Consider the following 17,324-nt stretch of genomic DNA (forward strand, 5'->3'; position numbering starts at 1 on the left):
ATTATTATACTCGTAACCTCTTGATAGGGAATAGCTACAGCAGCAAAAAAAAAGAAAAGTTTCTAGTATGAACCATGTGATAGAATTGCGTAAACTCCGATAAATAAAAAACTTTTTACGGCATAATTTTCTGCATTGTACTTATTTTTTCTCCCGTGATTCTTTCGTATATACTTCTTTCAATATATTGAGCTGTCAGCATGCCTGGAATGACTCTTTTTACATTTTTTATATCATTGCATAGCACGATAATGACTAAATCACTTTTTGGATAAAAGCATAGCTGCGTGGCATAGCCACCTGGAATTGACCCGCTATGGCCTACAGATGTTTCTCCGAGTTTATCTGTAATGATAAAGCCAAATCCATAACCATATTTCAAAATGGTATTTTGAGCATGGATCTTTTGCATCTCTTCTATCAACGGTTTATTGATAAGCTTCCCATCATTGAGTCCGACTATAAATTTATGTAAATCACCGGTTGTTGATAGGATGTCTCCACTTCCAAAGAAAGCAGTAGCATGAAATAATGGTGTTTTCTTACCATTTTTATGCCCCTTTGCGTAGTCGTCATTAATAATTGAAACAAATGAACTATTATTCATCTTGAGTGGTAAAAATATATTCTGCATTATAAAATCTTCATATTTCACTTGTGAAACCTTCTCTACAATTAATGCTAGCATCAAATATCCTGTATTGTTATAGGCAAACTTTTCTCCTGCCTTAAAGTTTCTCTTCATATCACAAATCTTTTTCGCTATATTGATTGGTTTATTCTCTTCATTTAAATTAAATGCTTTTCTACACATAACAAAATTCTTTAATCCAGACGTATGATTCAAAAGATGGATAATTTTTTATATCTTCTTCTAAGGAATTTATATCTAAATAGTTATTTACTGGTTCGTTTATATTTAACATTCCTTTATCATACAATTGAATGATTGCTGTAGCTGTAAAGATCTTCGAAATTGAGGCTATCATAAATCTTGTCTCTGAACTGTTTTCACTCTTCTTTTCTTTATCAGCAAACCCATACCCTTTATTAACTAAAACATCGTTACCCTTCGCTAAAAAAATACTGCCATTAAAAGTACTAAAATGATTGTCAATCCAATTTTTCAAAACTCTTACCTCCGAAAAATTCTAAAATTACAGATTAAATGCTATATTATCGTACTGGGATTAAGCAAGGAATAGCTATAAGAAATATCCTGTACACGCATAGACTCTAACATTCTTAAATTAATTATTAAATTAGACATAGAAGCAGAATCTAATTTAATTTATTTACTCAGCCCCTCTCGTTCCACAACAATTTATTCTTCCATTCGTTTAATTATTTTTGCAGGATTTCCACCCACCACCACATTATCTGGCACATCTTTTGTTACAACTGCACCTGAAGCGATTACGACATTATTACCTATTTTAACGCCTTGATTAACCATAGCTCTCCCACCAATCCAGACATTATCACCTATTTTTACTGGAATTCCGTATTCTGCACCAGATATTCTTTCATTTGCTTCCAGTGGATGAGTCGCAGTATAAATATGAACTCCGGGTGCAATAAAGCAGTTATTACCTATTTGAATCTCACTAACATCAAGAAACACACAATCAAAATTAGCATAAAAATTTTCCCCAATGTGAATGTTGTAACCATAGTCACATCGAAAGGTTGGCTCTATGTAAAAGTTCCTTCCTGTGGAACCAAATAGTTCCTTTAATATTTCCAACCTCTTGTTATCATCAGTTTCGAGTGAGTCATTAAATAATCTCGTTAACCTTCTAGCGTTCGTTCTTTCTCTTAGCAATTCTGGGTCAGCTGCATAATAAAGTTCACCATTCAACATTTTTTCTTTTTCATTTTTCATTATTTTTTCACCTTACTTTCAGTGCTTTTGATGTAGTATCCGCCCTTCCTCGAATCCATGATAACACCATTGTAAAGAGGCTGACCAATATCACCTTAGGAGTTTTTTACGATATCCACATTTTTATTAAGTTTGAATAGAATATAAATGATTCCGTAAACAAGTATATGGCTTGCTTACAATGTCCGTTTTGTTGAAAAATTTCTGGGCCAAATCCTGTCGCCATAGTATAAAGAAAACTCCAAATCAGTATGCTTCTCATGCCAAGTGAATACATTACCAGTACTTGCAATCACAAACTTTGACAGACACTAATTCGTACGACTACGGCCTAATGACAACGCTTTCGGATTTTGTTCCATTTTGAAATTCTATGTTCTAAGCAGATGGAAATTCAATAAAAATATATCGTCTCCCTCGAAAACTTCTAATTCATCGAATACAGTAATATTCACCGGAAAATAACAAAGTCAAATTAAGTATTCCGCTCATTCATTGGTTACGGAACTATTAAGTGAAATTACCTCTATATCTTCAGTGAGTAGCTTTAAGCAATAATTAAAGTTGTTATAATTACAATAGAATTTCTCATTCTTGGCGTCTTTGGCAAATGGATTGTCGTTCCCTGCTAATTACAGAAAGACAATATATAAGTAAAATGAAATAACTATCCCGTTAACAGAGCTGGCTGTAATGTGCTGATAGATAGAAAGGTGTAATAGGAATGACTATAAATACTCGTGTTAGAATACCGGATGGACTTTGGACGGGGCTAAAAAAACTTGGAATTAATGCTCATGATTTGGTTCGAAAAGCAAAAATGCCGCTTACTGTAATCACTGAACCAGTTGTCACTGTTGACCAATATTACGCATTATGGCAAGCATATTCCGATATCATCGGTGACATGGAAGTTGGAATGCTGCAACTTCCGACAGTATTTGAAACAACGCAGTATCCCCCGTCTGTACTGGCAGCTTACCATGCCCGTGATTATCGGGATGCTCTTGAAAGAATGACTCGGTACAAAGAAATGTGTCCTCCTGAAAAATTACGCATTATGGAGAAAGACACAAATTGTGTAATTGAACTGGAATGGTTTGATACTGAGCATACTGGACCACCCCTACTTGTTGGGACCACTCTCGCGTTTTTACTGGAACTTGGACGACGAGGCACCGGTTATTCTATAAAAGCGAAATCAGTGGAATTTACACATTCATTTGATCAAGTACAGGCGCTTGAAGAATACTTTGGCTGCCCTATCCACATTGGAGCAAAACGTAATAGTCTGACATTGCAAAGAGATGACCTTAATCGTCCTTTTACTTCCTACAACGCTGACTTACTGGAGATTTTAACACCAGTATTGGAGCAAACATTAGAGGAACAGCAACACAGTCATTCCATAACGGAGATAGTTAAGTGGATATTGAAACGCAATTTAACAGGAGAACGACTCGACATACAAGATGTAGCAAGTGAGCTCGGCATGAGCGAACGAACCTTACAGCGCCGGCTTACTAATGAAGAAACCCGCTTTAAGGAGCTGTTAAAGGAAGCCCGTCATGAACAGTCAAAACAGTACTTGGCTAATCCTAATCTAGATATTAAAGAAGTGGCATTTCTTGTTGGATATAAAGATCAGAGCTCGTTTTATCGAGCCTTTCGAAGTTGGGAAGGTGAAACCCCTTTAAATTGGCGTGCTGAACATGCACTTATAAACGAACTAAATTGATAACCAGCTTAAAGGAGAAATGTATCTTGGAATTATTAAATAAAACCGCTTTAGTTACCGGCTCAACAAAAGGCATTGGTAAAGCAATAGCAAAAGAATTAGCTAAAGAAGGAGTTAATATTCTCATAAATGGACGTAATTATGAGGAGGTAGAACGAACTGTACAGGAAATCAAATCAGAATACCCGCTTACTACTCCTCAAAATGCTGCAGCCGATATTGTGGATGTTCAACAGAGAGAGGAATTATTTAAAAAGTTCCCCAATGTAGACATTTTAATTAACAATATGGGTATTTACGAAATCATGCAATACGAGGATGTTACGGATGAAATATGGCAAAAATACTTCGAAACTAACGTCTTAGCCGCAAATGGATTATGTAAACATTATCTTCCAAAAATGCTGGACAATAATGATGGACGCATCATCTTTATTGCAAGTGAAGAAGCAGTAATGCCCTCTGGACAAATGCCTCAGTATTGTATGACAAAGTCAATGCTGCTATCATTGGCAAAAAGCTTGTCTATACTAACAAAAGGAACAGAAGTGACCGTCAATACAATTATGCCTGGACCAACACTTTCTGAAAATGTCCAGGATATAATTGAGGGTATTTACAGAAATGAAAACTTAACCTTCTCAGAAAAAGAAAAACAATTCATGGTCAATAATCTGCCACAATCTGAAATACAGCGATTTATCAGACCGATTGAAATTGGAAAACTAGCTGCATTCTTATGCAAACCCTATGCATCTGCATTTAGAGGATCACCAATCCGTATGGATGGAGGAATGGTCCCGACCATTTTTTAATCAAAAGAGCTTTCAGAAGGGCAGCCTATTTAATTTGTTATAGCTCTCGTGCAACACTTACCCTTGAAGTAAACTTCCGAATTTATCAGAGCCTTTCAAAGTTCACGGCAAAGTTCGGAGCGTTTACTTTTACTAACCCTTCACCTAAAAAAAGGCCTCGGTTGGATTCTTTCAATGTCTTTATAATGGTTTCGGAGCGTACCTCCTAATGCAATTTCTCCCCCGATGTAAGAGATGCTCATTTAATTTGTTATTACCATAAGTCATTAGACGTTTTCTAAATCAATTCCCATAATTCTCTCACCGTAATATTGAGATATCTATTCCTACTTTTACTGAATATAACATTATCCTTCTTGTAAATTGCCTCGTTTGTAAAATAAAAATACTGCCTCATTGGCATCAGACTATTCATTACAACCCCACTATAATTTAAAAGGAATTTTACATTCATATAAAAAGTTGGTACTAGCCCATTCACCCTCACACTTAAATAAATTATACACAGCCTCTCGGTCCGTCGGTGGTTCATCTATCCAATTTATCAGAGTACGAATAATTGATTCTTTTTCCGGAAAGTGGTGAATAAAGACTTCAGACTGTTCATGAAGTCGTGTTGTCCAAATCTGAGAACGTACCATAACCATAGAATAATAGGTTCGAATGAGTTTACGAGCAAAGCCTTGTGTAAATGTTTTAACATCTTCCATAGTAGCTGTTTCTAATCTTTTTAACGTCCGATTATGAGCTTCATAAATATCATCATTAAAACTGATTGCAATCTCAGATGTAAGTTTATACGGACCAAATCGTTCTCCTAAATCCTCTCCATACACACAAATACAGATTTCCTTAAGAAATGCATTTTCGTAATAATTTGAAGGATCAACTGTATAGTCGTAATATGCAACCGCTATACCAACATCACGAAATAGAGAGTGATATTTTTGGGACAGTTCTTCAGCCAGCTTCTTTAATTTGTCCAACTTAATGGAGCTCAATTTGCCGTCTAACAAAGCGATAAGGTCTAAATCTGATTTTTTTACAATCGCATCTCCTCTTGCTACACTACCGTACACATAAACACTATGCAATTGTTCATGAAATAAACTTTTAAGACTCTCCACAGATTCTCGAATACAGTTCTTATAGACATCATCAATTTTGTCTTTACTCACATCGCTTACAATAAATCCATCAGGGTCTAGTCCATATCCTGTATTTAAATGAAATATTTATACCCGCTCCTTTTTCTGTATTTTCCTAATTATATTATAATTATAGTGTGTGCAGACTAGTTTCCTATTCAACTAACCTGCCTCTTTTCTTCCATAAGAAAAGAGCTTCCTTATTTGAGGAAAGCCCCGTTACTTTAATTAATCTTTACATCATACTCATATATTAGGTTTATACACTTCAAGATAGAAACAATAGCATTATTGTATCCAGACATTTTTTCTATCTCTTTTTCATCTGTAAATTCTTCATTTTCGAACCGTACTGCAAGTTTATTAATTATATTTAGGTACGAAGGGAAGTGAACTCCCCCGCCACTTAACGCTCTTAAGAGTTGTTTGAAGTAGGTTTTTTTTGACTTATCACTACTTTTACTAGCAAACGAAAACTGACCGTGCTACCCTCTTGTTTCAAGAGTTGGTTTTTATCTATCTAAAGCTAATAGGCGTATCGCTGCTATTCTTTCCTTGACTTAGGCTTTAACGAAGCATTTCTCATTATAGGATAGGTTAATAGTAATGCTCCAATTCCACATAAACCTAATAAAGTAATGAGAGTCATTCCTAAAGCATCTAAATCCAGTCCCAAAAACCATTCCATACTACTATTCAAATAACCACCATAATACAGAAACATTGCAACAAACGACAACAGCATAAGAACGATAATACTTTTACGCATTCCCAATCTAAAATTGATACAGTACAGTAAAAAAGGAACTCCAACAAGAAACAAGCCAAACATGAGATCAATCCATAAATACGTAAAGAAATGATATTCGTTTACTAAGAATACTCCAGGGTGTAAGATATATGGGTCGATGTCCCATTGTAGGAATACAGTTTTTAAAATAAGTTGCAATACATTTAGAAATAATATACTTAAAACAACACCTAATATACTAACACCATAGAACACTTTGAGGAATTGTGTCCTTGTGCTCCCTAACCCAATTGCTACTGGATACAGTGACTTATACCCACCAATTCCAAAGAAAGCAATCAAGAAATAAGCTGGACCTGAAATCGCAGCAACTACATCATCTCCAATTCCAAATATATAGCCAATAATGAGCCAAACTAATGTCAAGGGAATAGTTATATAGAGAAACACAAGCTTCCCAAAGAAGAAGTATAAGGCATCTTCGGATACTAACCGCACCGTTCCGTATAAAGAATTCATCCCTATTATGCCTCCTCTGTTTTATTTAGTAAATAATCTTGAAGCTTTGCTTTTTCAATCGAAAGTCCGTGTAAGGATGCAATTTCCTTCCACTCGTCATTATATGGTACATCAATCATCACTTTCACACTTGAACCTAATTCGTATATTTCTAATGGTTTTTGTCCATCTAATATCTTCTCTATCTTGATTTTTTCGCCTGCCAACCATACTCCGTACTCTCTTATCTCATCTATCGTTTCATGTAACAATACTTTTTTATCATGTATAACAACAAGTGATTCACATAAAGGTTGTATTTCTTCGATATGATGAGTAGATAAAAGTATTAATCGTGGATGTGCCTCATGACTTTCCCGCAGAGACTGATACATTTTCTTACGCATGCTTGCATCCAATCCATTACTTGGTTCATCAAGAATTGTAATTTCTGCATGACTAGAAATCCCTATGATAAACTGTAGAGCGGACTTCATTCCCTTTGACAGCTTGGATACTTTCTTCTTTTCATTTAGTTGAAAGATCTTTAACAATCGTTGTGTCAAATCCTCATCCCAATTGGAGTAAAAATAACTTGCAAACCTTAATGCATCTTTCACACTCCAAATGGAACTAAATGGATGATCCTCTTGCATATAACATACATATTGGACAGCTTCTGAACGGTTATAAGGAGCCATTCCCATGATTTCAACTTTTCCTTTGTTTGGTTTTTCCTGTCCTGAGAGAAGTTTCATTAGTGTAGTTTTTCCAGCTCCATTACGACCCCAAATTGCGATAATTTCAGGTTCATTTTCAGTGAAAGAAATATCCTCAAGTACTGACGTCTTTCCGTAACCATAGGTAACATTCTCCACTCGAATCATTTCTTGACCTCCTCTTTTATTAATTCAATTACTTTATCAACACTCATCCCCAACCGTTTTCCTTCTTCTAGTAGTGGCCAGATATATTCCGTCTTGTAATGTTTTTTCCTCTCATTTAACAATTTTTCTTTGGCTCCTTCCATAACAAACATGCCAATTCCACGCTTTTTGTATATGATTTCTTCATCAACCAAAGTTTGCAGTCCTTTCCTTACAGTTGCTCTATTGATGTTATAAAAGTTGGAAATTTCATTTTCAGATGGTACCCTTTCCTCTTCTAATAATTTACCTTCGACAATGTCGATTCTTATAATTTGTGCAATTTGCTGAAAGATGGGCATCGACTCATCTAATGTTGGTTTCAACAGGAACACTCCTTTCATATCTCTATTCGATCCATGTTGATTACCGGTTTAGTTGTATACTCATGTAACCAACGATACAACATTGTTTTTAAATTGTAAAGGGGTTTTCACCCATATTTATTTTTAGGATTTATCAAAATATAATTTGTTAATTACATACGAAAAACACTGATATCCGTCCATTAATCGAACAGAATCAGTGTTTCTTCTTTATAATCGAATAAGAAACTTATTTCTTATCTAAGGGGTAGATCACATAGCCATCAAGTTAAGAAGTATAAAATACCCCAAAATGAAAATTTAAGATTAATATTACCTAGAATAAGTTTTTGCTTCTATAGCTTATTGAACTAAACTGCCTTGTTTGAGACATAAGAAAAGAGCTTCCTTATTAAAGGAAAGCCCACGTTCATTAAAGAAAAATAAAATCATTAGAAATATTTTGTATAATTTTGATCATCATTGTACAATTTAGATAACTTTTTTTGCAAAACCAACGCATTTTTCTAAATAGCCATTATTTTTATAAAACTTATGAGCACTAATTCTCTCTGGTCGGTTTCCACTATTCAGTCCTATTCCTGTTGCTCCAATTTCCTTTGCCCAACTTTCTGCTTCTTCTAATAGCTGTTTACCTATTTCGTCCATGAGATTTTGGATTACCTCGAGTGGAGCCCCATTGTTAATGAGTGTCGTAGCAAAACTATGCCTTAATTGATGAGGATGAATACTAGATGCCTTAAGCACCTGGGCCACTTTCTCCAAATATAGTTTTAGAGACTCGGTAGAAACCTCTTTGATAGAGATATCTCCAAAGTAATTAATGAGTAATGATAACTGAATATCATATGCTTTAATGTTTGGCCAGAGTAACCTTGAATTTGTTTATCTACTCTATATAATTGCCATGCTTTTGAGAAAATCATAATTATTCCCCCATACTAGATCCTTATAGATATTAGCTTTGTTCTTTTCTAAACCAATCGGTCTGTAAAATACATATTAAGTTGCAAATAAGACATAATTAATAATAATTAGGAGGGATTTAATGGAGGATATCATCACCATTAGTATAAGAACTACGATTAGTTTTATCGTTATCTTGCTTTTTTATAGACTAACCGGAAAAAAAGAGCTTGGTGAGATTAGTGTGCTAGATATTGGTATCACTTTAATGATTGCCGATTTAACAACCGAATTTATTATTGAACCAGAAGATAAATTATATATACAAGTACTTCCTATTGCAGTTCTCATTACAATTCAATATTTACTTTCTTTTATTACAATGAAAAGCAAAAAAGCTCGAGATATCGTTGATGGGGTACCTTCCTTTATTATTTGTGAAGGGAAATGCCAGCAAAAAATGATGAAGAAGTTAGGGTATAATTTAGATGATTTATATTTGCAACTTCGCGACAAGGATATTACTGAAATCAGCGACGTTTCCTATGCTATACTTGAAAGTTCAGGGAATCTCACGGTGTTTTAAAAAACAGAATCGTTTAGCTTACCGGTTATATTAGATGGGGAAATTCATGAAAAATACTTACACCTTTTTGATAAGGATGAACAATGGCTCCTAAATGAACTTCGAACTCAAGGGTATCCTGACCCCACTCAGATTTTCGTTTGTTCGTATAACAAATCACAATTACATGTCGAGCAAATAGATAATACTAATTAATAACTAAAAGTTCATAATTGATAATAAGGGTCATCGAAGTTGATTACAAACAAAATAAATTAAAGAGTTACGAAGGTCTTAGCAAAAATTATCTCTGTAAATCAGGTGGCCAGAAAAGAAGGAAGAAAGAGGGAAGCAATCTATTTCCAGAGGAACAATAAGATATAGTCAAAATGCTAAAAGATAATAGTCGGGAAATACAGAAAAAATGTAACTGAAAGTATCAGTTACGTTTTTCATAGTTTTATGTATTTCGTTTCATATTATGAAACAATTTCAACTTTCAATGTGTTTCGATTTACTGTGATATATTCACCAGTTGATTTATTCATTACTTGAGAGACTTCCTTGGTATGTGTTATCTCAAGCCAATCATTTTGTATATCCACCAATAATTTTGTTTCCACATCATCTTCTCTATATTTCAAACCACTATAAGATAATTTTGTCATCGTCTTCATTCCTTTCATAATGATCAATGTTTGTCAAATAAGATTTTCCATTTTCCTTTTTATATTATATATTCAATGGTAAACAGAGTACAATCAATTCGTTTCTTCTCCCACTATCCTGCCCCGTTTGTTACATGAGGTTACCCGCAGCAACCCTCCAAATTTAACTCTTGACCTGTTAGTGAAAGTACAGAAAGATATTAGTCCTTAGCAAAACCTTAATGCTTTATTCTTTCTTTTTCCAAGACATTAAATCTGAAAATGCCAGTCCAAATGATACACCCAAAGGAATCCCTAAATCCCAAACATTCATTTCCGAACGTATAAAAAAATAAGAAAGAAGATAGTGCAAGGTACTTAAAAAAATAAACCAAATAATAAACGTAAAAAACCTTTTTCTTATTTGAATCCAATTTAACTTCCTTGTATTCGTAATAACTAAAAAGATGGAGAACAATCCATATATTAGAAGATAAATTACATATCCTATAATAAATTTATGAGATAGCGAAGTATCAATATCCATATATATTATAAATATCGTAAGTATGGTTCCCGCCAAAAGTACAATAAACAAAATTAAGTTTACCGAAATATATTTCTTCATCTTTTCCCTCTTACCCTCAAAGTCTAAATATCTTTTGATTATCTCACAATATCAGAACTTATGTCGGTAACTCATGCTTTGTTCAACAAACCTGTCCTGGTAATTCCATAAAAAAGTAAGAACTGTTGAAGTATTTCCCCGTTAGCATAAGAAAATATTTAAAGGAATTTTCCCTTACTACAAAAAATCGATTAATCTAGTCATTTCACTTACAACCTCATGTAATGTTAAATCAGTTTCTTCAGTAACTACCACTTCTGCTGCATCGTATATAACCCTAGAGTAAATCAAGATTTCAAACTGATTCTTCTTTGTATTATCAATATGGCTGAATAACGATACAAGGTATTGCTTTAATTCCATCAGCATTTTTTTTCGTAATAGAGGAAATAAATTTTGATAACTGTAAGGGCAGTTTATTTTCACTTCATTTAAATACTCAAATATAGCTTGTGTTAAACATAAAACATGTTCATTGTTCCATGTATTAACATGTTTTGTATGATTATCAATCTTGTTTCTAGCTGACTCTTTTATCATTTCATCAAATAATTGATACTTATCTTCATAATGTGCGTAAAATGTTGCTCTATTTATTTTTGCATGCTCTGTAATATTTTTAATAGTTATTTCCTCAATATCGCTCTTTCTTAAAAGAGCTGTGAAAGATTCTTCTATTCTTTTTTTGGTATCCGTTCTTCTGATATTTTTTACTTTCATATTTTCTCCTTATAACAACATATTGTCAGTTTTGTTGGTTGTTACTAAGTATAAATCGTTTTAGAATCAAACTAAAGCAACATGCGTTGCTTTAATTATAATAATAAAGGTGGCTTTATATATGAAGACAATTGTAATTATAGGTGCAGGTCCTGGATTAGGTCTATCTCTAGCTAAAAAATTTGGATCTAATGGGTTTAATGTCGCTTTAGTTTCATTACATGAAGATACTCTCATTCCTTTAGTAAATGAATTGAAAAATTTAGATATTGATTCTAAGTATTATGTTGCAGATGTACGTGATTTAGAAAGGTTAAGTTCTGCATTAAAACAAGTTGAATCTGATTTTGGAAATATTGATGTTGTGGAATTTAGTCCATATGCTGGTCCACAGATGTTCAGAGACGTCTTAGAAATGAAAATTGAAGATGTTGAAGAACAATACAAAATGCAAATACTTCCAGCTATCAAGATGGTTCAAACAGTATTACCTTCTATGGAAGCAAACGGTTCTGGTGCCATTCTATTTAATAGTGGAATATCAGCAGTACATCCTATCCCACAATTAGGAAATGCTGGTATAGCTTGTTCTGGTTTGAGAAACTATGCTCAAAATTTACACAATGTGTTAAAAGAAAAAGGTATTTATGTTGGATTTATTGCTGTTGCTACACTCATTAAGAAAGGGACTGAAGGAGATCCTGATTTAATTGCAGATACTTGGTATGATTTATATATAAAGCAAGATAGGTTTGAAACAGTTTTTCCTCAAATGAATTAAAAAATGCAAAAAACCGATGATGATATGTATCGGTTTTTTATTACTCATAGAAAATATCAATCGAAAAATTGCTCATTTTCTTATTATACTAAACTGCCCCTACCGTGTTATTGATTGACCTTTTTAATTAGGGTCTAAAATATTTAAGGTAGCGGAGTTAGAACGTAATCCCCCGTGGAAGAATATCCAGACAACTAAGGCATGTACTCAGAAGGTGAATAGGTAAGATGACATTTCCTTTATATTTTTATATCGTTTCATGCAAATATAGGCTTTTTTCATGTCATTTATAGCTTGCAAATGTATTCCCTCGTGAAAGATGGTCCGAATTATCACTTGTTCAATAGTTCGCATCCCCATTTCAGTTGGGGGCTATCGTTCGACTAATGTTGAGAAAAAAGAGTCGCAAAACTATGTTCTTTCATAATGTCGCAAGCTAGTGTTTCATCAGTTATCTTAAAATGCGAAGGAATATACATAATAATCCACCTTTCAAAAAAAGTTAGAGTGTTTTGGTCATTATAAAGTCCGCTTGTTCTTCATCACCCATATAAAAAGAGTGGGCTGCAGTTTGGACAAAACCCATTTTCTGATAAAAAGCAATTGCATTTTCGTTTTGCTCCCATACGCCCAACCAGATTTTCTTTTTATTATCTTCTTTCGCAATTTCAACAGCTTTATTCAGCAGGTATTTCCCAAGCCCATGTTTTTGAAATTTGTTCTTTATATAAATCCTCTCGATTTCAAGTGATTCATCGCCCATTTCTTCAGACTGAGCATTATCGGTATTGACCTTTAAATATCCTGCGACTTCATTATTAAAATAAACAAAAAAGAATTTCGAAGATATATTGAACAATTCCGTTTCCAACTGTTCAAAATTAAATGCTCTTTTCAGATAGTCTTTCATATTTTCAGGTGAATTCTGATCGTTGAATGTATCATTGAATGTTTCAATACTTATTTCTTGGAGTATTTGTAAATCATCACGGGTGCACATTGTAATTTTTACAGTCATTTCATATGTCGCTCCTTTATAAAATCAATAATTCCTCTTGTTGCCCTTTTTTACAAATTCCCAGTCTTTTTCTATGTTCTTTCTTACTCTTTGAAGAAGATTGAAAATGGTTTCCTCTTCACTTTCAGAAAAGCCTTCTAATGCAACAGTATCGGAATAATCATTTTCACTTTTTATAAAAGGATAAACATTTTTTCCTTTTTCCGTTGGAAATAGTTTCTTAATTTTTTTGTTATGTTTATCTTCTTTCTTTTCAATAAAGCCATTAACTTCAAGTTTCCTTATAGCACGAGCTGCTGTTGTTCGATCTACTTTTATCATCTCAGCCAACTTTTCTTGGATGATTCCTTCGTTCTCACATATCCGCACAATATACAGATACTGTCCTTTTGTAAGATCATATTCTTTAAATTCTATATTACTTATAGAATCTAATGCTCTGGCTATCATTCCAATTTCACGTAGAATTTCTTTCATAATGAACTCCTCAGTGCATATTTTGTTGTAAATACAATAAAAAAAGATATAAATTAAATTTAACCTGAATTTGTTGCATTTGCAACAAAAATATATAAATAAAGATTACATAGTTATTATCCTTTTGTGACATAAGAAAAGGACAATACCACTGATCAAGTATTGCCCCCCTTTAGTTGAATAAGAAACAAATGTCTATCAGACAAAATCGGTTGAAAATCTCAGATTCTTATGATAATATAATGACCATTCTATCTAAAGGTGATATAAAATGAGTAAAAAGAGACAAGATTTAATAAACCATGCAGAGAGGTTATTCTATGAATACGGTTTTCATTCTGTAGGTCTTAAGAGAGTTATAGATGAAGCAAATGTGGCTTTAATGACGATGTATAACCATTTTAACTCTAAAGAAGAACTGATATTAGCAGCATTAAAGTGTCGGGAAGAAAGGTACTTTTCCCTTTTACAGGAAGTAGTAAAACAAAATCAAGATTCTAAAACGAATGCTTTGTCTTTAGCTGAAGCACATGTCGATTGGATACGCACTCATAAGAAAGGTTGTATGTTTTTAAGAGCAAAAGAAGAGTACCCATCTGAGGAAAGTGATATTAATCGATATGTTATCGCACATAAAAAGTCATTAATAGCATTTTTAAAGAAGGTTAATTTTAATCACCAGGAAGCTATGCGATTAGCCTTGTTATTAGAAGGTGCAACTTCACTTTCAGAAGTCGAAAATGTGGAAGAAGTCTCTAAGGAATTACTATGCTTAGTGAGACATTTGTTCTAAAAGTAAATTTATTTTGAATTTACTTTTTTTACCTTATAAATATAATGATCGTTCTATCTAAAAAGGGGTGAGAAAATGTGGAGAATTTTATTGCCAGGTATTGCTATGATTGGTGTGACTTATGCATTTGCAAGATTTAGCTTCGGTTTGTTTTTACCAAATATCTCTTCATCTATTGGTATAACAGAAAGTGAAGCTGGTATGGCAAGTTCAGCTGCTTATATTGCCTATACATTAGCCTTATTAAGCTCCTCCTATTTGGTTAGTAAATTTGGAGAGAAAAGAGTGGTTCAATTTGCTGGGCTAAGTGCTATTTTCGGTTTGTTTGGAATTGCAGTCTCTCAAGAACTCTATCTTCTAGTGTGCAGTACATTTGTTGCAGGGTTAGGGAGTGGTTTGGCCTCTCCAGCATTTAGTCAAGTTGCCACAACTTCTTTAAAAAAAGAAGATAGTGACAAGGGGAATACTTGGATTAACAGCGGAACGAGTTTTGGACTTATTTTATCAGGTCCCATTGCCTTTTTATTTGCTGAACAGTGGAGAGTAGCCTTTCTTCTGTTTGCTTTTATCGCAGTAATTGTACTTATATGGAATACTTTAAGTATTTCGTTAGAAGAAAGTTCCACTTCGGGACAAAATATATTTAAAATGTCCGTATTAAAGAAAGCCAAGTTTCTCATATTCTCATCCTTACTCATTGGATATGGTTCATCCATTTATTGGACATTTTCTCAAACTTATTTAACAGTCAATTACAACATGAGCAGTCATGCAAGTGTCTTTTTTTGGATCCTTATGGGTGCATCAGGAATTTTAGGAGGAGTTGCTGGTGGAATTATTAATAAGTTTGGTATCGTTTTGTCTTATCGTATAACCCTTGTAATAATGTCTATTGCTATTGCTATTATTACAATACCTAATTTAATGACTATTTATCTTTCACCTATTTTATTTGGTATGTCGTATATATTTATGACAGGCATATTAATTGTTTGGGGGGCACGTCTTTTTAAGGTGATGCCATCAATGGGCGTTAGCTTAGCCTTTTTAGCGTTAGGCATTGGGCAGTCCGTAGGTTCCGCTATTGGTGGAGAATTGATCAGTTTGACTTCGTATGCTTTTAGCTTCATTTTATATTCATCTGTTTGTTTTATTGGACTGGCCGTACCTATTAAAAAGCAGGATAATTTAAGCAATTACTTATAGGCGTTACAAATTATATGTAGGACTGCCCCATCTTTAATTGTAATACCTTTAATAATAGCTCTAATTAATCTGCCGCTTTTGTTCCATAAGAAAAAGAGCTTTCTTATTTAAGGAAAGCTCCCGATAGTTTAAGTACATTGTTTCACAAAGTTAAAGAAATTAATTATATATATCAAGCCCTATAACTCCATTATCTAGGTCATTAACAATAAGAACTAATTGTTTTGCGAACGTACTAAATGCACGAATCGTATAAGAGTCTTTCAATTGACTTTGCAACTTCCAGCCTGTTGGCTGCAACGCTAATGGTTGATTCTCTGCAAGGAAGGAAGAATTGAAAAAAGAAAACACATCATCTGTCTCTTTGTTATAAATTTGATTAATTAACTCTTTATTTATTGAATAATACTTTAGCCTTCTTGGATAATTAGATCTATTTATAGACTTTGATCTATATAAGTCAGGAATAACTGGGTAAACTCCTTCTAAAAGTAGTTCTTCTATTATCCTTCTTGAATTATTTTTTAAACGAAAAACATTTATCTCCTTTAATTCTCCGTCTATGAAGATTTCTTTTACTACTTCATAGTGAGGTACTACTTCTTCCATTATCAATTGAGTTGCCTGATGGTTAGAGGTTGGATATGCGGTCATCCCATCTTCCTCTGATATTACATCAAGTGCTGCAAAAATCTGACACACTTCACTCATATGAGTTAAATTCTTATCGTTTTCTATCTTGTGAATTTTGAGCTCTCCATTATCTTCATTAAAAGGAATAATTGGTTCTTCAATTTCTGTAAGCCAATTAAACATAACTAAGCCTCATTTCTCTTATAGAATTTATCTTAATTAAACAATAATTCGATAAAAAAATCCCATTATCCTTTATAGATAAGCTGCTCAGTTAGGTAAAAAAGTTTTTAACAAAAATAGGCGTTAATCCATTTTGGATCAACGCACCCATTAGTTAAGCAAAAGAAATATTATTCTTACTGAGACAAATGTTTGTAATCTAATATTTCTATCAAAAAACCATGGTTACATTTCAGCTTATTAAGCTTTTCACTGTTACAGGAGGGGGATATTCTTACCTTCACTATGTCTTCCTTATTTTTATCAGGGTTTTTGGAAGGGATTAGAATTCTTACGGCTACATCATAAGAATGATTGTCATTGTAAGTTATACCAACGATCCTTTTCCAATTCCAACCAAAAAAGGGATCACCCTCATACTCTTTTATCACTCTTTTATCAATAGTAGGAAATACAAGGTCTGAAATAATATCCTCTGTTGTGACATAAGAGCCTACTGTCTTTGGGACTGTTTCTGCTTTTGCAGTTTGAATAGGATTAATAGCAAATAATAAGAATCCAAATATGATTATGTATCGCTTAAGCATTCAATGCACCTCATTTTTGTATTTACTCCTTATTCTTTGCAAATTGATAAATCCTTATTAATCTATCCTGCCCCTTTCGTATTATAAGGTCAA

The 17,324-nt window shown here is 33.4% G+C and carries 19 protein-coding genes and 3 pseudogenes; 6 read left to right on the top strand and 16 right to left on the bottom strand.

The window, feature by feature from the left end:
• Positions 1-115: 115 nt before the first annotated feature.
• The 3 genes from CWS20_RS19830 to CWS20_RS19840 all read right to left on the bottom strand — a co-directional run bounded on the left by CWS20_RS19830 (position 116) and on the right by CWS20_RS19840 (position 1,885).
• On the bottom strand, positions 116-814 hold the full coding sequence (locus CWS20_RS19830) for a serine hydrolase domain-containing protein (RefSeq protein ID WP_066190158.1): 699 nt from the start codon (positions 812-814) through the stop codon (positions 116-118).
• A complete protein-coding gene (locus tag CWS20_RS29075; protein ID WP_066190153.1) occupies positions 807-1,130 on the bottom strand; it encodes a serine hydrolase in 324 nt (107 codons plus the stop codon). Before CWS20_RS29075 ends, CWS20_RS19830 begins: the two co-directional genes overlap by 8 nt.
• A 194-nt stretch (positions 1,131-1,324) precedes the next feature.
• Positions 1,325-1,885, bottom strand: coding sequence for a sugar O-acetyltransferase (locus CWS20_RS19840; protein WP_066190151.1), 561 nt, complete (start codon positions 1,883-1,885; stop codon positions 1,325-1,327).
• A gap of 724 nt (positions 1,886-2,609) precedes the next feature.
• On the opposite strand from CWS20_RS19840, the gene CWS20_RS19845 reads away from it, so the two are divergent.
• Complete coding sequence (locus tag CWS20_RS19845; protein ID WP_066190148.1) at positions 2,610-3,623, top strand: AraC family transcriptional regulator; 1,014 nt, start codon at positions 2,610-2,612, stop codon at positions 3,621-3,623.
• Between the two features lie 26 nt (positions 3,624-3,649).
• Complete coding sequence (locus CWS20_RS19850; protein ID WP_083957151.1) at positions 3,650-4,438, top strand: SDR family NAD(P)-dependent oxidoreductase; 789 nt, start codon at positions 3,650-3,652, stop codon at positions 4,436-4,438.
• A gap of 425 nt (positions 4,439-4,863) precedes the next feature.
• Here CWS20_RS19850 and CWS20_RS19855 read toward each other — a convergent pair whose 3' ends face one another.
• The 5 genes and pseudogenes from CWS20_RS19855 to CWS20_RS29445 all read right to left on the bottom strand — a co-directional run.
• Positions 4,864-5,616 (bottom strand): nucleotidyltransferase family protein, encoded by a 753-nt coding sequence (locus CWS20_RS19855; protein ID WP_241504222.1) that lies wholly within the window; start codon positions 5,614-5,616, stop codon positions 4,864-4,866.
• Positions 5,617-6,130: 514 nt separating this feature from the next.
• Positions 6,131-6,856, bottom strand: coding sequence for a hypothetical protein (locus CWS20_RS19860; protein WP_066190141.1), 726 nt, complete (start codon positions 6,854-6,856; stop codon positions 6,131-6,133).
• Between the two features lie 5 nt (positions 6,857-6,861).
• Complete coding sequence (locus CWS20_RS19865; RefSeq protein ID WP_066190139.1) at positions 6,862-7,722, bottom strand: ABC transporter ATP-binding protein; 861 nt, start codon at positions 7,720-7,722, stop codon at positions 6,862-6,864.
• A complete protein-coding gene (locus tag CWS20_RS19870; protein ID WP_066190136.1) occupies positions 7,719-8,087 on the bottom strand; it encodes a GntR family transcriptional regulator in 369 nt (122 codons plus the stop codon). The genes CWS20_RS19865 and CWS20_RS19870 overlap by 4 nt, the downstream gene beginning before the upstream one ends.
• Before the next feature lie 645 nt (positions 8,088-8,732).
• Positions 8,733-8,822: pseudogene (locus CWS20_RS29445) on the bottom strand (tyrosine-type recombinase/integrase); the annotation flags it as partial.
• A 439-nt stretch (positions 8,823-9,261) separates the two neighbouring features.
• Here CWS20_RS29445 and CWS20_RS28810 point away from each other — a divergent pair.
• Positions 9,262-9,774, top strand: a pseudogene (locus CWS20_RS28810) (DUF421 domain-containing protein).
• Positions 9,775-10,037: 263 nt separating this feature from the next.
• Here the strand turns inward: CWS20_RS28810 and CWS20_RS19885 are convergent.
• The 3 genes from CWS20_RS19885 to CWS20_RS19895 all read right to left on the bottom strand — a co-directional run bounded on the left by CWS20_RS19885 (position 10,038) and on the right by CWS20_RS19895 (position 11,553).
• Entirely contained in the window at positions 10,038-10,226 is a 189-nt protein-coding gene (locus CWS20_RS19885; RefSeq protein WP_066190129.1) for a hypothetical protein, read from the bottom strand.
• 226 nt (positions 10,227-10,452) lie between these two features.
• A complete protein-coding gene (locus CWS20_RS19890; protein ID WP_066190127.1) occupies positions 10,453-10,833 on the bottom strand; it encodes a hypothetical protein in 381 nt (126 codons plus the stop codon).
• Between the two features lie 177 nt (positions 10,834-11,010).
• Positions 11,011-11,553, bottom strand: coding sequence for a TetR/AcrR family transcriptional regulator (locus CWS20_RS19895; RefSeq protein WP_066190122.1), 543 nt, complete (start codon positions 11,551-11,553; stop codon positions 11,011-11,013).
• Positions 11,554-11,674: 121 nt separating this feature from the next.
• Between CWS20_RS19895 and CWS20_RS19900 the strand changes: the two genes are divergently transcribed.
• On the top strand, positions 11,675-12,334 hold the full coding sequence (locus CWS20_RS19900; protein ID WP_066190118.1) for an SDR family NAD(P)-dependent oxidoreductase: 660 nt from the start codon (positions 11,675-11,677) through the stop codon (positions 12,332-12,334).
• A 386-nt stretch (positions 12,335-12,720) separates the two neighbouring features.
• Here the strand turns inward: CWS20_RS19900 and CWS20_RS28815 are convergent.
• From CWS20_RS28815 to CWS20_RS19915, 3 genes and pseudogenes are all read right to left on the bottom strand, one after another.
• Positions 12,721-12,813 (bottom strand): annotated as a pseudogene (locus CWS20_RS28815) (FMN-binding negative transcriptional regulator); the annotation flags it as partial.
• 23 nt (positions 12,814-12,836) lie between these two features.
• Complete coding sequence (paiA, locus tag CWS20_RS19910; protein WP_066190115.1) at positions 12,837-13,352, bottom strand: spermidine/spermine N(1)-acetyltransferase; 516 nt, start codon at positions 13,350-13,352, stop codon at positions 12,837-12,839.
• Positions 13,353-13,376: 24 nt separating this feature from the next.
• Positions 13,377-13,829: a MarR family winged helix-turn-helix transcriptional regulator gene (locus CWS20_RS19915; RefSeq protein ID WP_066190112.1), complete on the bottom strand. Its 453-nt coding sequence runs from the start codon at positions 13,827-13,829 to the stop codon at positions 13,377-13,379.
• A 271-nt stretch (positions 13,830-14,100) separates the two neighbouring features.
• Here CWS20_RS19915 and CWS20_RS19920 point away from each other — a divergent pair, with 271 nt between their 5' ends.
• Both CWS20_RS19920 and CWS20_RS19925 read left to right on the top strand, forming a co-directional pair.
• Positions 14,101-14,622 (top strand): TetR/AcrR family transcriptional regulator, encoded by a 522-nt coding sequence (locus tag CWS20_RS19920; protein WP_066190110.1) that lies wholly within the window; start codon positions 14,101-14,103, stop codon positions 14,620-14,622.
• Positions 14,623-14,697: 75 nt separating this feature from the next.
• Positions 14,698-15,828 (top strand): MFS transporter, encoded by a 1,131-nt coding sequence (locus CWS20_RS19925; protein ID WP_066190108.1) that lies wholly within the window; start codon positions 14,698-14,700, stop codon positions 15,826-15,828.
• A gap of 159 nt (positions 15,829-15,987) precedes the next feature.
• On the opposite strand, the gene CWS20_RS19930 is transcribed toward CWS20_RS19925, so the two are convergent.
• Together CWS20_RS19930 and CWS20_RS19935 are read right to left on the bottom strand one after the other, a co-directional pair.
• The gene (locus CWS20_RS19930; protein ID WP_066190102.1) at positions 15,988-16,644 is read right to left on the bottom strand and encodes a hypothetical protein; all 657 of its coding nucleotides are present in this window, start codon (positions 16,642-16,644) and stop codon (positions 15,988-15,990) included.
• A 176-nt stretch (positions 16,645-16,820) separates the two neighbouring features.
• A complete protein-coding gene (locus CWS20_RS19935) occupies positions 16,821-17,231 on the bottom strand; it encodes a hypothetical protein (protein ID WP_066190098.1) in 411 nt (136 codons plus the stop codon).
• Positions 17,232-17,324: the final 93 nt, after the last annotated feature.

The organism is Cytobacillus horneckiae (assembly GCF_002835735.1).
Taxonomy (GTDB): Bacteria; Bacillota; Bacilli; order Bacillales; family Cytobacillaceae; genus Cytobacillus; species Cytobacillus horneckiae.

Bases quoted from the DNA above. Each gene is read 5' to 3' on its own strand.
- paiA (WP_066190115.1), bottom strand. From the start codon at position 13,352: ATGACTGTAAAAATTACAATGTGCACCCGTGATGATTTACAAATACTC.
- CWS20_RS19900 (WP_066190118.1), top strand. From the start codon at position 11,675: ATGAAGACAATTGTAATTATAGGTGCAGGTCCTGGATTAGGTCTATCT.
- CWS20_RS19915 (WP_066190112.1), bottom strand. From the start codon at position 13,829: ATGAAAGAAATTCTACGTGAAATTGGAATGATAGCCAGAGCATTAGAT.
- CWS20_RS19930 (WP_066190102.1), bottom strand. From the start codon at position 16,644: ATGTTTAATTGGCTTACAGAAATTGAAGAACCAATTATTCCTTTTAAT.
- CWS20_RS19920 (WP_066190110.1), top strand. From the start codon at position 14,101: ATGAGTAAAAAGAGACAAGATTTAATAAACCATGCAGAGAGGTTATTC.
- CWS20_RS19840 (WP_066190151.1), bottom strand. From the start codon at position 1,885: ATGAAAAATGAAAAAGAAAAAATGTTGAATGGTGAACTTTATTATGCA.
- CWS20_RS19845 (WP_066190148.1), top strand. From the start codon at position 2,610: ATGACTATAAATACTCGTGTTAGAATACCGGATGGACTTTGGACGGGG.
- CWS20_RS19895 (WP_066190122.1), bottom strand. From the start codon at position 11,553: ATGAAAGTAAAAAATATCAGAAGAACGGATACCAAAAAAAGAATAGAA.
- CWS20_RS19890 (WP_066190127.1), bottom strand. From the start codon at position 10,833: ATGAAGAAATATATTTCGGTAAACTTAATTTTGTTTATTGTACTTTTG.
- CWS20_RS19925 (WP_066190108.1), top strand. From the start codon at position 14,698: ATGTGGAGAATTTTATTGCCAGGTATTGCTATGATTGGTGTGACTTAT.
- CWS20_RS19830 (WP_066190158.1), bottom strand. From the start codon at position 814: ATGTGTAGAAAAGCATTTAATTTAAATGAAGAGAATAAACCAATCAAT.
- CWS20_RS19885 (WP_066190129.1), bottom strand. From the start codon at position 10,226: ATGACAAAATTATCTTATAGTGGTTTGAAATATAGAGAAGATGATGTG.
- CWS20_RS19860 (WP_066190141.1), bottom strand. From the start codon at position 6,856: ATGAATTCTTTATACGGAACGGTGCGGTTAGTATCCGAAGATGCCTTA.
- CWS20_RS19865 (WP_066190139.1), bottom strand. From the start codon at position 7,722: ATGATTCGAGTGGAGAATGTTACCTATGGTTACGGAAAGACGTCAGTA.
- CWS20_RS19935 (WP_066190098.1), bottom strand. From the start codon at position 17,231: ATGCTTAAGCGATACATAATCATATTTGGATTCTTATTATTTGCTATT.